Source organism: Halomonas sp. A29 (genome assembly GCF_046723295.1).
Taxonomy (GTDB): domain Bacteria; phylum Pseudomonadota; class Gammaproteobacteria; order Pseudomonadales; family Halomonadaceae; genus Halomonas.
The window spans coordinates 417116-430137 of the sequence record NZ_JAXQPR010000001.1 but is presented as its reverse complement, the minus strand read 5'-3'; the positions used below and the strand labels follow the sequence as shown (position 1 = coordinate 430137).

The 13022-nt window shown below is 62.4% G+C and carries 13 protein-coding genes; 8 read left to right on the top strand and 5 right to left on the bottom strand.

Annotated elements, in window-relative coordinates:
- Positions 1-139 precede the first annotated feature (139 nt).
- The 6 genes from SPH52_RS02120 (at position 140) to otnC (ending at position 6417) form a co-directional block, all read left to right on the top strand.
- Positions 140-1300 (top strand): flagellar biosynthesis protein FlgA, encoded by a 1161-nt coding sequence (locus SPH52_RS02120; RefSeq protein WP_411793349.1) that lies wholly within the window; start codon positions 140-142, stop codon positions 1298-1300.
- A 52-nt stretch (positions 1301-1352) separates the two neighbouring features.
- Entirely contained in the window at positions 1353-2321 is a 969-nt protein-coding gene (locus SPH52_RS02115; RefSeq protein ID WP_411793348.1) for a Bug family tripartite tricarboxylate transporter substrate binding protein, read from the top strand.
- A gap of 105 nt (positions 2322-2426) precedes the next feature.
- Positions 2427-2936 (top strand): tripartite tricarboxylate transporter TctB family protein, encoded by a 510-nt coding sequence (locus SPH52_RS02110; RefSeq protein ID WP_411793347.1) that lies wholly within the window; start codon positions 2427-2429, stop codon positions 2934-2936.
- 45 nt (positions 2937-2981) lie between these two features.
- Entirely contained in the window at positions 2982-4499 is a 1518-nt protein-coding gene (locus SPH52_RS02105; RefSeq protein WP_411793346.1) for a tripartite tricarboxylate transporter permease, read from the top strand.
- Entirely contained in the window at positions 4496-5776 is a 1281-nt protein-coding gene (gene otnK / locus SPH52_RS02100) for a 3-oxo-tetronate kinase (protein ID WP_411793345.1), read from the top strand. Before SPH52_RS02105 ends, otnK begins: the two co-directional genes overlap by 4 nt.
- Positions 5773-6417, top strand: a complete 645-nt coding sequence (otnC, locus tag SPH52_RS02095) for a 3-oxo-tetronate 4-phosphate decarboxylase (protein WP_411793344.1) — start codon at positions 5773-5775, stop codon at positions 6415-6417. Before otnK ends, otnC begins: the two co-directional genes overlap by 4 nt.
- A 75-nt stretch (positions 6418-6492) precedes the next feature.
- Here otnC and SPH52_RS02090 read toward each other — a convergent pair whose 3' ends face one another.
- The 5 genes from SPH52_RS02090 to SPH52_RS02070 all read right to left on the bottom strand — a co-directional run bounded on the left by SPH52_RS02090 (position 6493) and on the right by SPH52_RS02070 (position 11516).
- Positions 6493-7509, bottom strand: coding sequence for a proline racemase family protein (locus tag SPH52_RS02090; RefSeq protein WP_411793343.1), 1017 nt, complete (start codon positions 7507-7509; stop codon positions 6493-6495).
- A 58-nt stretch (positions 7510-7567) separates the two neighbouring features.
- Positions 7568-8848: a TRAP transporter large permease gene (locus SPH52_RS02085; RefSeq protein WP_411793342.1), complete on the bottom strand. Its 1281-nt coding sequence runs from the start codon at positions 8846-8848 to the stop codon at positions 7568-7570.
- Positions 8845-9342, bottom strand: a complete 498-nt coding sequence (locus SPH52_RS02080; protein ID WP_411793341.1) for a TRAP transporter small permease — start codon at positions 9340-9342, stop codon at positions 8845-8847. Before SPH52_RS02080 ends, SPH52_RS02085 begins: the two co-directional genes overlap by 4 nt.
- A gap of 58 nt (positions 9343-9400) precedes the next feature.
- Positions 9401-10387, bottom strand: coding sequence for a TRAP transporter substrate-binding protein (locus SPH52_RS02075; RefSeq protein WP_411793340.1), 987 nt, complete (start codon positions 10385-10387; stop codon positions 9401-9403).
- Positions 10388-10514: 127 nt separating this feature from the next.
- The gene (locus SPH52_RS02070) at positions 10515-11516 is read right to left on the bottom strand and encodes a GlxA family transcriptional regulator (RefSeq protein ID WP_411793339.1); all 1002 of its coding nucleotides are present in this window, start codon (positions 11514-11516) and stop codon (positions 10515-10517) included.
- Between the two features lie 169 nt (positions 11517-11685).
- Here SPH52_RS02070 and SPH52_RS02065 point away from each other — a divergent pair, with 169 nt between their 5' ends.
- Together SPH52_RS02065 and SPH52_RS02060 are read left to right on the top strand one after the other, a co-directional pair.
- Entirely contained in the window at positions 11686-12462 is a 777-nt protein-coding gene (locus tag SPH52_RS02065) for an RsiV family protein (RefSeq protein ID WP_411793338.1), read from the top strand.
- Positions 12463-12487: 25 nt separating this feature from the next.
- Positions 12488-12973, top strand: a complete 486-nt coding sequence (locus SPH52_RS02060; RefSeq protein ID WP_411793337.1) for a DUF523 domain-containing protein — start codon at positions 12488-12490, stop codon at positions 12971-12973.
- The last annotated feature ends 49 nt before the right edge of the window (positions 12974-13022 follow it).

Sequence of the window (13022 nt, the reverse complement as noted above, 5' to 3'; positions counted from 1 at the left end):
CGTCACACCCGAGAGAGCCGCCGAGGCGCTGCGGTTTGCTGGTGTCCCTGAGACTGACATAATGGTATGCCATTCTGCCGGAGACGCACTGAAAGCGTGGCAAGCAGGGGGGTATGTAGCTGCAGGCAACTTCGAGGTTGTGCAGGCACTGCCTTTCGACATCCTGGTCGAGTCGACCGGCATTCCCGAGGTAGGCGCCCGCTATGCCGAAGCCGCCCTGCTGGCGGGCAAGCATGTGGGTATCGCCACCAAAGAGACCGAATCTGTGGTGGGGTCGTACCTGACCCAACTGGCCTATCGCCAGGGCCGTCTGTTCACACCGCTAGATGGCGACCAGCCCAGCCTGCTGATCGGGTTGGTGACCTGGGCCCGAACGCTTGGCTTCGAGATCGTCGCTGCCGGCAAAAGCAGTGAGTACGACTTCATCTGGGACGAAGCGGTCGGCAGCGTGCTGTGCAATGGCGTTTCCTTTCCGGCGCCTGGCTTGGCCGAGCTTTGGGAGCTGCCCGAAGGGGCGGAGCGCGAGACCGTCGAGGCGCGTGGCAAGGCTCTGGCCGCCATTCCGCAGATATCGGTGCCCGACCTGTGCGAGATGGTCAACGTGGCCAATGCCACCGGGCTCGGCCCCGACCGTCCGGAGTTCCATGCCATGGTATTGAGGACCGGTGAGGTACCGACCCTGCTGGATCTTCGAGCCCATGGTGGCGTTTTGCAGGGCAATGAGCGTCTGGAGGTGTTCAATTGCCTGCGTCGCCCGGATGAGATCAGCTTCGCCGGCGGCGTATTCGTCGTTGTGCGCTGCGAGGATCCGCACGTGTGGACGCTGTTGCGCAACAAGGGCCATATCCTCAGTCGCAGCGGCAACAGCGCGATGGTCTACCTGCCGCGTCACCTGCTCGGCCTGGAAGCGCCGATCTCGCTGCTCGATGCGGTGCTCAATGGGCGCACGTCAGGGGGTGGTCAGGCCACTACACCGAAATTCGACCTGACCGCTCGCGCCACCCAGGCGATTCGAGCCGGGCAGCGGCTGGAAATGCGCGGCCACCATCGTCATATCGAGGGGCTGCGGCCCGAGGTCCATCCGGCCATGCCGCTGTCACCCGAGGCCAAGGTGCCTTTCTATCTGCTGCCCGGGTCAGAGGTCGTTCGCGACATCGCTCCCAACCAACCGATTACGCTGGCGGATGTCGTGCTGCCCGATTCGCGACTCCATCAGCTTCGTCAGGAGCAGGATCGGCTGTTCCATGGGCAGGACGCCTCGTCATCACTGCGTGAGAATGCCGACAGTACGTTCGGCTGACTCATTCACCCGGCCAGAACGGCACGTATAACAATTAGGATAGGAGAACGTCATGCTCATCAAGAAAACACTCAAAGCCGCCACCCTTGGCCTTGCCCTCGTGGGCGTGGCACTAGGCGCTAACGCCGACGAGGCAGTCGACTTTCCCAGCAAGCCACTCCAGTTCCTGGTGGCGGCAGGCGCCGGCGGTGGCGTCGACAACTTCGCCCGCGTGGTTCGTCCGATGTTCGAGGAGGCGGTGGGCGGAGCGCGCATCACCGTCGTCAACCTGCCTTCGGCCTCAGGGGCATTGGCACATCAGCGCACCGCCAACGGCGCGCCGGATGGCCATACCCTGGATTTTGCCTCCACGACATACGTAACGTCTCTTGCCGCCGGCCAGAACCCGGTCGGCCTGGATCAGTTGACTCCCATTGCGCGCATGCAGTCGGACGTCATGGCGTTGTTCGTCAACCCGGAGCGCTATCCTGATTTCGAGTCGTTCCTTGAGTACGCCAAAGCGAATCCGGGCAAGGTCACGGTGGGCGGCACCCATACAGCCAGTCCGGACCACGTCGCTTTCCTGTCGCTGCGTGACGCTTCCGGCCTGGACATGAACTTCATTCCCTACGACAGCACCGGCAACGCTACGGCCAACGTGCTGGGCGGCAACATCGACGCCACTACCACTTCGCTCAGCCCACTGCTGAGCTATATCGAAGCTGGCCAGATGATGCCGATCCTGATCTTCAGCGAGGAGCGCCTGGATCACTACCCTGACGTGCCCACCACCGTGGAGCATGGCTGGGACCTCACTGACGGTAACGACCGGGCGGTTTTTGTCCATGCGGATACCCCGGCTGAGCTGGTCCAGCATCTTGAAGGCGTGTTCAAGGAGATCTTCGACTCCGAGACGTATCAGGCCTATGCCGAGCGTGTGAACCTGGCCTATCGCGAGGGGTGGATGGGCGGTGAGGAGTATCGCCAGCGGCTCGAGAACAACTACGCGCTCTATTCGCGCCTGCTGCAGAACGGCAACTGATATCCCTCGGGCGGGCACCGGTGGGGGCGTAGCCCGCCCCCACTCCCATTCACCGCATGGGTCGGCCCCGTGGCTGGCCATGCAACGTTCCCTTCGGGGGCCATTATGCAAGCCAGGATCTATCTCTTCGCGGTGGCAATCGTTCTGCTCGCCTTGGCCAGCCTGCCGGCCACGCTGCAGTTCCCGAGTTCTGCGCAGGTCTCCACCTTCATCGGGCCACGGGTATGGCCGCTGAGCTTGATCATTGCGCTTCTTATGCTCGGCTGTGCGCTGTTGGTAATGACGTGGCGCGATAGCCGTCGCAGCAAGCATGAGCCAGCTCAGAGTGCCACTCCCAACAGCGAAAGCGCCTCTGAGCGAGAGGGAGGGGATGCCGCACTGGTGCGAAAACTCTCGTTTGCCACCACGCGACACTGGTGGCTGATGGCAGCAACGGTGGGTTACACCGTGCTGATGCAGAGCATAGGCTTCGTGGCTGCCAGCGTGCTTTTCACCTTGGTGTGCACGTTGCTGCTGGGGGCGCGCTCCTGGTGGGTCATCGTCATTACCGTGACGGTGGCCGTCGTACTCATGCAGGGGGTATTCGTCTCCCTGCTCGGCATCCCTCTGCCATGACACCAACCCGATGACATCTCTATCGACTTGCTCCGGGAGTTGACGATGCTGGAACATTTTATCGGCGGGTTGGCCGTGGTGCTGCAGCCACTCAACCTGCTATTACTGACCTCCGCGGTTTTCATCGGCTTCATTGGCGGCGCACTGCCGGGCATCAGCGGCGTGATCCTGGTGGTGATATTGCTTCCTGTCACTTACGGCATGGAGCCCACCACGGCGTTCATGCTGCTCACGGCCATTTATGGGGCCACGGTATTCTCGGGGCTGATCACGGCAATCCTGTACCGCGCACCGGGCACGCCGGAGGCGGTGATGACCGCTTTCGACGGCTACCCCATGACCCAGCAGGGCCAAGCGGGCAAGGCGTTGGGCATCGGTGTGCTGAGTTCCGCCATCGGCGGACTGGTCGGCACCATTGCGTTGATCGTGTTCACGCCAATGCTTGCTTCCATGGCGCTTAGGTTCTCGTCGCCTGAGTACTTCGCGCTGGCCATTCTCGGCTTGACGGTAGTGGCTTCCCTCGGTGGGCGTCTTATCTATGGCCTTATCGGGGCGACCCTCGGTCTGCTCATCGCCACGGTGGGGATCGATCCGCTCACCGGCACCAGCCGCTACACCTTCGATAATCTCAACCTCGCCGAAGGGGTTGGGCTGATTCCGATGATCGTGGGGCTGTTCGCCATCTCCGAGGTCATGAAACGCTCGCTCGACCAGGACAGCCATCAGCCGCTGAAAAAGGTGAAGATCAAGATCTTCGACCTGCCGATCCTGCGCCAGATCGGCGGCACGCTGACGCGCTCTTCGCTGATCGGTGTGATTACCGGCATCCTCCCGGGTATCGGTGCCAGCACGGCAGCCATGGTGAGTTACAGTGAGGCGGTGCGTTGGTCCAAGCATCCGGAGAAATTCGGCAAGGGTGCCCCGGAAGGGGTGGCTGCACCAGAATCGGCCAACAATGCCGCAGCCATGGGGGCGCTGGTGCCGCTGTTCGCCCTCGGCATTCCGGGTAGTGGCACTACGGCCGTGATCCTCGGCGCCTTCATCATGCATGGGCTGCAGCCCGGCCCAATGTTCATGATCACCAGCAGCGACCTGATCTATGCCGTATTCGCTGGGCTGTTCATCGTCAACTTCATGATCCTGCTGTTTTCCAAGCCGTTCATTGCGCTGTTCACCAAATTGCTCAACGTGCCCTATTCGGCGCTTGGCCCGCTGATCGTCATGTGTTGCATCGTGGGGACCTACTCGGTGCGCAACTCGATGTTCGACGTCTGGCTGATGCTCGGCTTCGGCGTGCTGGGCTACCTGCTGGAGAAGCTCAGGTTTCCTCTGGTGTCGATCATTCTCGGGCTGGTGCTTGGCCCGATAGCAGAGAGCGAACTGCGCCGGGCGCTCTCCATGTCCCAGGGAGATGTGTCGATCTTCTTCACCCGCCCGATCAGTGCCACGCTGCTGGCCATTGCCTTCCTGCTGCTGACGGTCACCATCGTCACTCCCTTGGTGAAGCGCCTGCGTAGCAAGAGAGCTGCTTCCTTGTCATCCGAACAGCGGAGTCATTCATGACGATCATATTGGGCGCCATTGCTGACGATTTCACGGGCGCCACAGATCTTGCCAACAACCTGGTGCGTGGGGGCATGCGCTGCCTGCAGGTGATCGGGGTGCCTGGCCCCGAGCTTGAAGTGAACGATGTCGATGCCGTGGTGGTAGCGCTGAAGTCGCGCTCCTGCCCGTCGGAGGAGGCGGTGGCCGACTCTCTCGCCGCCCTGGAGTGGCTACAGGCGCAGGGTGCCCGCCAGTGCTTCTTCAAGTACTGCTCCACCTTCGACTCCACCGAGCGCGGCAATATCGGCCCGGTAGCCGATGCGCTGCTGGAGCGCCTGGAAGTCTCGCAGACGGTAATGGTGCCGGCGTTCCCGGTGAACGGCCGCACCGTCTACCAGGGTCACCTGTTCGTTGGCGACCGGTTGCTCAACGACAGTGGCATGCAACATCATCCGCTTACCCCCATGACGGATGCCGACTTGGTGCGAGTGCTTGCCGGACAGACACCTCATCCGGTTGGCCTTGTGGCGCGCCCTGTACTCGTCCAGGGAGCCGGGGCAGCCCGGCAGCACCTGGAGAAACTGGCCGAGCTGGGGGTGCGGCACGTGATCTGCGATACCCTCGACGAGCATGATCTGGAGGTACTGGCGGAGGTCAGCGTTTCGATGCCCTTGGTGACTGGAGGTTCTGGGTTGGGCCAGGTGCTGCCCGCCCAGTATCGCCGCCTTGGCTGGCTTGACGAGATCGCCGAGCCGGGTCGCCTGCAGCCGGGCAGTGGCGGTGCGCTGGTGCTGTCGGGCAGCTGCTCCCGGGCCACGCTGGGCCAGGTGGCGCATTTCCTGGAGCACCACCCCGGCTTCGCTCTCGACCCGTTGGCCCTGGCGGAGAGCGACGCACAGTGGGAGGCGGCGCTCGCTTTCGCACGAGACGCCCTGGAAAGTGGTGGGCCAGTCTTGGTCTACGCCTCAGCCGATCCGGAGCGGGTAATGGCTGCCCAGGCCAGGCTTGGCGCCGAGCGTGCGGGTCAGCTCGTCGAGCGTGCGCTGGGGCAACTGGCGGCGACCCTGGTGGGCGAGGGCGTGGGTCGGCTGGTGGTGGCAGGCGGTGAAACCTCAGGGGCCGTGGTGTCGGCGCTGGGCATCAAGACCCTGCGCATCGGCGAGCAGATCGATCCCGGTGTGCCCTGGACCCAGGCGCAACTGGAAGGACGGGAAGCCCCCCTGTCGTTGGCGCTAAAATCCGGCAACTTCGGCGGCGCCGACTTTTTCACCCGATCTTTCAAGGTACTGCCATGAGCATTCACCACGAAAACGTCCTGCGCGAGCAGATCTCAACTCTGGGCAAGTCGCTGTTCGATCGTGGGCTGACTATGGGCTCCAGCGGCAACATCAGCGTGCGCCTGGACGATGGCGGCTGGTTGATGACACCCACCAACGCTTGCCTGGGGCGCCTCGATCCGGCGCGTATTTCGCGGCTTGATGGCCAGGGGCAGTGGCTCGACGGCGACCAGCCCACCAAGGAGCAGTTCCTGCACATGGCGATGTACGCCGAGCGCCCCCAGTCCGGCGCCATCGTGCATTTGCATTCCACCCATTCGGTGGCGGTGTCGTGCTTGCCCGGCATCGACCCCTGCGACTGCATTCCTCCTCTCACGGCCTATTATGTGATGCGGGTCGGCAAGCTGCCGCTGGTGCCCTACCACGTGCCGGGCGACCCCAAGCTGGGCGATGCCGTACGCGGCCTGGCGGGGCGGCACTGCGCCGTGCTGCTGGCCAACCATGGGCCGGTGGTGGCGGGCAAGGACCTGGAGGCGGCGGTATACGCCACTGAGGAGTTGGAAGAGACCGCCAAGCTGTTCCTGCTGCTGCGCGGAGAGAACCCGCGCGCCCTCAACGAGGAGCAGGTGGCAGAGCTGAAGCGGCGCTTCCCCGCCTGAATTCGGACTCCTCCCGTCATGACAACGCCGCCCCTGGCTTGCCGGGGGCGGCGCCTTTTCTTTGCGGCCGCTTTATCAGCGGATCACGAAGCCACGGCCTACCGGATCCCGTTCGTCGATCAACCACTTCGCGTAGCCGATCAGCTCGGCGGTACCCTGCACGCTTGGGCGGATGGCACGATAGCCGCCAATTTCCGTCTCGCCGAGGATCTCTCCGGTGAAGCGGCCACTGCCGAGCAGGCCTTCGGAGTGGATGGGGCGGCCCACTTCAAGCTCCTTACGGGCATGGAACATGGCCATCATCGCGCTGGTGCCGGTGCCGCCGGGCGAGCGGTCGAGCTTGCCATCCGAGAACACGTGCACGTTGCGGTAGAGCGAATCCGGCTGCGTTCCCTCGTGCCAGAAAGTGACGAAATTCAGGCCGTTGATGTGTGGGTGGGTTGGGTGACGAATCTCCATGCGGGCGTTGAGCTCGGCCTTCACGGCCTGGCCGGCGTGGGAGAAGTAGCTGCCGTTGTCGGGGCAGATGGGCTGCCTGTCGGAGGGTACGCGGATGATGGCGAAAAAGTTGCCGCCGAACACAAGGTCGGCCTTGAGCGTACCGAGGCCAGGTACCTCGACGGGGATATCCTGCTCCATGACGAAGGCGGGTACGTTCTCGAAGCGGGTCCAGTGCACCTTGTCGGCATCGGCCTTGACCTCGGAGACCACGGTACCGGCGGTGGTTTCGAAGCGAATGCGGGTGAGGCCGTTCTCTTGCGGGGGAGGCGCCAGGCGGTGGGAAACCATGGCCATGGAAAGCGCGATGGTGCCGTGGCCGCACATGTCGACGAACTGCTCGCCGTCGATCCATAGCATACCGGCGTCATGGTCGGAGTCGGAGGGAGGAGTAAGAAACACACCGAACATGTGTTGGTGGCCGCGAGGCTCACGCATCAGGCTGGTGCGTACATGGTCGTGATGCTCCTGCAGATAGCGGCGCTTGGCGAGGATGTCGCCGCCGAGCGGGTAGGGAATACCGCCGTGGATAATGCAGGTAGGTTCGCCTTCGGTATGGGTATAGATGACGTCCAGAAATTGCTGATTGTTCATGACAACATGTCCTGTATGGATTGGGCGGTTGTAGTGGTGGAGAGCATCGCTGGCCGGTTCAAAGACCGAACCAGCGCGGTACGCTCATGACGATGCCTTCCGGCCAGACGATGACGGCGAGCAGCACGAACAGCATCACGGCGATGAAGGGCAGGTTGGCGTAGGTGATGCGAATCACGTCGACCTTGGCTATCACACTGGTAATGAACAGCGCGGCGCCTACCGGGGGCGTCTGCTGGCCGATGCCCCAGCACAGGATCACCACCATGGCGAACTGCAGCGGATCGATGCCGAGCAGCTGCACGCTGGGCAGGAACAGCGGCACGACGATGAACATCATGGCGATGCCGTCGAGGAAGGTTCCGGCAATGATCAGCACCAGGCTGAGGATCAGCAGGAAGCCGATCGGACCCATGTCGAGCGCGGCAATGGGGCCCAGCACCAACTGGCCGAGGCTCTGGTAGGTGAAGGTGTAGCCGAGGGTATGGGCGGCGGCGGTGACGAACATCACCGCGCCGGTCAGCACGGCGCTTTCCACCAGGGCGCGATAGAGCATACGCAGCGAGAGCGAACGGTACAGCAGCATGCCGGCGACGATGCCATAGGCCACGGCTACGGCAGAGGCTTCGGTGGGGGTGAAGATGCCGCCGAGAATACCGCCCAGGATGATCACTGGCATCAGCAGGGCGGGCAGGGCAGTGACAAAGGTCTTGCCGAGTTCGCCAAGTGAGAAGGCCGCCTCGATGGGGTATTGGCGTTTGACCGAGATCCACCAGGCCATGGCGATCAGTCCCACTGCCGTGAGTGCGCCAGCGATCAGGCCGGCGGCAAACAGCGCCCCGGTGGAGAGGCCCATGTAAGCGCTCAGCAGTACCATGGGGACGCTGGGTGGAATGATGATGCCGATGGTGGATGACGAGGCCGTTACCGCGGCGGTGAAGGGCGCTGAATAGCCCCGTTTGATCATCTGCGGAATCATGACGCCACCCACGGCGGCGGTGTCGGACATCGACGTACCGCTCATCCCGGCGAAGAACATCGAGGTGAGAATGTTGACTGCCGCCAAGCCGCCGCGAATGGCACCGACCAGGGCGCGTGCCAGGTCGATCAGGCGCGCCGAGATCCCGCTGTGGTTCATGATCTGTCCAGCCAGGATGAACAGCGGTACCGCCAGCAGCGGGAAGGATTCAGTGCCGCGATAGAGGCGCTGCACCAGCACCAGCATGTCGACGCCGGAGTAAGCCAGCACGCAGATCGAGACCAGCGTGAGGGCGAAGGCGATCGGCATGGCCAGGCCGATCAGCGTCAGCAGCGCCAGCAGGATAACGAGCAGGATCATGACGAAACCTCCTCCAGCGTGGCATGCCGGGCGGCTTCATAGGGGGGCACCTTGGCCCTGACGGCGGCAACACATTGGCGTATCAGCTCCAGCAGCATGCCGACACCGGTAATCGGTACGGCGATGTAGAACAGCCATTGGGGAGCGCCCAGCATCAGGGTGGTACGGTGTGAGAACTGCATGGTTTGTTCGATGCCCCAGATCACCATGACCGCGCAGACCACGCCGATGAGCGCCTGGTTGAGGAAGAACAACAGCCACTGCCCACGGCTGGGCAGCAGCGCCGCGATTACGTCGATGCGCAGATGCGCACCCTGGCGCAGGGCGAGATAGCCGCAGAAAAAGGTGACGTAGACCAACAGCCCGACCAGCACTTCGGCGCTCCAGGACAGCGAGGCATTGAAGACATAGCGGGCGAGTACGGCTGCCATGGCCAGCACGGTAATGGCAGACAGCAGCAGTGCGGCGACCGCTTCGAAAAGACGATCAAGCATGGTGAGGCTCCCGGGAGTAGGGCAGGCCGGGAAAGGCCTGCCTGAGGTTGGAGGCGGCTCAGGGGTGGTTGGCGATGCGCTCCACCATCGCACGGGCCTCTTCCGAGAGGTCCTGTGTGAAGGCCTCCCAAAGCGGCTGCGAGGCTTCGATGAAGGCTTCGGTGTCAACCTCGTTGACCTGCATGCCGTTTTGCTCGACCAGGTCGATCACACTCTGGTCGGCGCGCTCGCCGAAGGCCTCGGTGGCCTCGAAAGCCTTCTGGCCCCCCTCGAGCAACGCTTGCTGAACCTCTTCGGGAAGATCCTGGAAGCGCGCTTCGTTCATCAACAAGAAGCCGACGGTATAGACGTGGCCCGAAAGCGAGAGATAATCCTGCACTTCATAGAAACGGCTGGCTTCGACCTCGACCAGTGGATTTTCCTGACCGTCGAAGACACGTGTCTGGAGCGCAGAATAGAGCTCCGGATAAGGCAGAGGTGAGGCGTTGGCACCATAGGCGTTGAACATTTCCACACGTTGGCGACTTTCCGGCGTGCGGATTCGCAAGCCATTCAAGTCATCAGGTGTTTCGATGGGGCGACGGTTGTTGGTGATATGACGAAAGCCCCCCTCGTAGAAACCGATGACCCGGTAATCCTGCTCTTGGAGCTGCTCCTTGATGGCTTCGCCTACCTCGCCCAAGAGTACGGCTCTCACATGTTCGCGATCACGAAACAGGTAGGGCAGCGAGAGAATGCCCAGGTCCTCGTCGATAGTCGTGATAGGCGTTTCGATGGTGGCTATATCGAGAGTACGAGTATCGAGTGACTCGATATTACTGATCTGATCGCCCAGGGAGCCGGAGTGGAACAGGTTGATTGCCACGCCACCATCAGTGGCGCCTGCTACGTGCTCCGCAAGCGCGGTCAAGCCTGCCATCTGGATTCCCTGCTGGCTGCCGATGGTCGCGGCACGGAGCTCGAGATCGGCGGCGGTAGCGGAGCCCGTTAGCCCAACGGCTAGAGCCAGCGCGGTAAACAAGGGTGCAGATAGAAGTGGTTTCATGGAGACGCTCCTTGGTTGTTGTTGAGGGAGTCGTGTCACGGAATGAATGATCACGTCCCTCTAGCCTAAGGGGTCACCGTGTAGGGATATAGAAGATTCAAGCCATATTTTTGAATATAAAGGACGTCTAGCCGTATGCCGCTGACGCAGCTTGGGGCTGGCGCCCCTGTCGTCTTGATTGGCTCGGGCTGCATCCGTAGTGAGTCGTGAAGTCACGAGAGAGATGTGCGGCATCGGCAAAGCCGCAGTCGGCGGCGATCTCGGCGATCGAACTGCCGGTATGGTGCAATAGCCACTCGGCATAGCGCAGTCGCATGGTCTTGAAATAGCGCATGGGCGTGGTGCCCATCTCCTGCCTGAACAGGCGGTCCAACTGGCGGGGGCTCAGGTTGATGCGCTCCGCCAAGCCTTGGGTGTCCAGCCGAGCATTCAATGACTGCTCCATGGTTAGTACGGCAACCCGGACCCGCTCGTCGCGAATTTCATGAATGGCTTCGAAGAAGTGGGTTTGTGGCGAGTTGGAGGTGCGCATGCCGTTGAGGATCATGTGTCGAATGGCCTGTTGAGCCTTCTCCGGGCCACACCTCCGCCGGATCAGGTGCAATGCCATGTCGGTAGCACCCGACGATCCGGCACAGGTGATGACTCGGGCGGACTCTAGGAACAGGCGATCGGGCGTCGCATCGATCTGTGGGAATTGCTGGCGAAAGTCGTTGATGACGTTCCAGTGCACGCAGACCCGCTGACCCTTGAGCAAGCCGGCTCGCGCGATGGAGAAGGTTCCGGTACAGACGCCGACCAGCTTGACGCCCTGCTTGCAGGCTTCCTGCAGGTAATCGCTGAGTGCCTTGTCTTCGTGAGGATCGAGGTAATTGTTGCCGCCGCATACGGCGATATGGGTGAAATGGCACGGGTCACGGTAAGAAGATTGGGGGTGGACCTCCAGGCCGCAGCTCGAGGTGACCGGCCCTGGCCCCATGATGTGCCAGCTGCAATGGATCTGTCGGCTGCGCCCTCCCTTGTCGGCGGCCAGGCGCAGCGAATCGATGAAGCCAGCAAAGGCATTCAGCGTGAACAGTGGCAGCAGGATGAAGCCGACACGCAGCGGCGGCTGTTGGAGCTGGGGCATCGATGGCCTCATCACGTCGGAGCGAAAACGACTGCGCTCCAGTATGCGCCGATGGTGGAGGATCTTCGAGCTCGATCGAGCGCAGCGGCACAAGGCCCGTTCCTCCTTGGGACGCCCTGCGTTATAAACGTGAGGCGACATGAAGTCGCGTCACCGGGAGAAGTACAGAATGGCGTGTCGCAATATTGCCTTGCTGGCCGCGGGGCTGGTGGTTCTGGCCGGGTGCCAGGCCGAGGAGACGCAGCTTCAGACGAGTGGGATCGCCTACGAAGCCATCGAGGAGAGCTTCGTGGAGTCTGACTGCCCGGCGGAGCATTGCGCGAAGGTGGAGGTGAGTGCGTTGCACTTTCCTGAGTCACCGGAGCTGAGCGAACAACTGCGCACGCGACTGCTCGTCATGGGGCAAGGGATCACCGATGGCGAAGCCGAGTGGCCGAACGACTCCTGGGAGGCCTATGCCGAGACATTCATCGAGCAGGCCAGGGAGGAGCGCCAGTACGCACTTGCACATAGCGCTAGCTGGGTTCGGCTCGAGGCCCAGGTATTGACCCGGCATGACGATCTGCTGGTCATCGAGCTCGGCAGTTACGTCTACCACGCAGGGCAGGCCCATGGCATGCCGTTGACCGCGTTCATGGTTATCGATGAGCGCCTGGGGCAGGTAGTCACGCTCGACGACATGCTGCTCGACGGCCAGGAGGCGGCATTCTACGAGGCCCTGATCCGTGCCCATGAGCGCTGGCTCCGGGAGTTGGAACAGGACGATGGCTTCGCCGCCAACTGGCCGCTGCACGAAAGCCGCAACGTGGCGCCTTTGGAGTCGGCCTGGGCGGTCAGGTACAACGTCTACGAGATCGCTCCCTACGCCGTTGGCCAGCCGGAACTCCACATTCCCATCGATGAGCTTGAGGGTATCGCCAAGCCGCGCTATCTAGGTCGAGAATAAGGGCCTCGGTTGGAAGAGGAAGGGCATGGAGAAAATATTGGTCAGCGCCTGCCTGCTGGGCAAGCGGGTTCGCTACGATGGCGGCGCCAAAATGCTGTCGTCGGAGATACTCTCGCAGTGGCAAGCCGAGGGTCGCGTAGTACTGGTGTGCCCCGAGGTCGATGCTGGCCTGCCCATACCCCGCCCGCCTGCCGAGATCATTGCCGGCGACGGAGGCGACGTTCTGGCCGGTTCGGCACGGATCGTCGATCGTAGCGGTGAGAATCTCACCGAGGCTTTCCTGCAGGGAGCCTCGCTCGCGCTTCAGCTATGCCAACGTCATGACATCAAGGTGGCGGTCCTGACCGAACACAGCCCCTCCTGTGGCAGCACGACCATTTACGATGGCAGTTTTTCGGGGGTGAAGAGACCTGGTGCTGGGGTCACCGCGGCATCGCTTCGCCAACATGGCGTGCGCGTTTTCAGCCAGCATGAAATCGTCGAGGCGCAGCGGGTCATACAGACGCTATAAAGATTAATAAGTACCCGAAGTACCACGATGCGAAACACCACGTAAGGAA

What these genes read in the sequence shown, in the direction of transcription:
- SPH52_RS02115 (WP_411793348.1), top strand. Translation starts at nt 1,353, where the DNA reads ATGCTCATCAAGAAAACACTCAAAGCCGCCACCCTTGGCCTTGCCCTC.
- SPH52_RS02110 (WP_411793347.1), top strand. Translation starts at nt 2,427, where the DNA reads ATGCAAGCCAGGATCTATCTCTTCGCGGTGGCAATCGTTCTGCTCGCC.
- SPH52_RS02105 (WP_411793346.1), top strand. Translation starts at nt 2,982, where the DNA reads ATGCTGGAACATTTTATCGGCGGGTTGGCCGTGGTGCTGCAGCCACTC.
- otnK (WP_411793345.1), top strand. Translation starts at nt 4,496, where the DNA reads ATGACGATCATATTGGGCGCCATTGCTGACGATTTCACGGGCGCCACA.
- otnC (WP_411793344.1), top strand. Translation starts at nt 5,773, where the DNA reads ATGAGCATTCACCACGAAAACGTCCTGCGCGAGCAGATCTCAACTCTG.
- SPH52_RS02090 (WP_411793343.1), bottom strand. Translation starts at nt 7,509, where the DNA reads ATGAACAATCAGCAATTTCTGGACGTCATCTATACCCATACCGAAGGC.
- SPH52_RS02085 (WP_411793342.1), bottom strand. Translation starts at nt 8,848, where the DNA reads ATGATCCTGCTCGTTATCCTGCTGGCGCTGCTGACGCTGATCGGCCTG.
- SPH52_RS02080 (WP_411793341.1), bottom strand. Translation starts at nt 9,342, where the DNA reads ATGCTTGATCGTCTTTTCGAAGCGGTCGCCGCACTGCTGCTGTCTGCC.
- SPH52_RS02075 (WP_411793340.1), bottom strand. Translation starts at nt 10,387, where the DNA reads ATGAAACCACTTCTATCTGCACCCTTGTTTACCGCGCTGGCTCTAGCC.
- SPH52_RS02070 (WP_411793339.1), bottom strand. Translation starts at nt 11,516, where the DNA reads ATGCCCCAGCTCCAACAGCCGCCGCTGCGTGTCGGCTTCATCCTGCTG.
- SPH52_RS02065 (WP_411793338.1), top strand. Translation starts at nt 11,686, where the DNA reads ATGGCGTGTCGCAATATTGCCTTGCTGGCCGCGGGGCTGGTGGTTCTG.
- SPH52_RS02060 (WP_411793337.1), top strand. Translation starts at nt 12,488, where the DNA reads ATGGAGAAAATATTGGTCAGCGCCTGCCTGCTGGGCAAGCGGGTTCGC.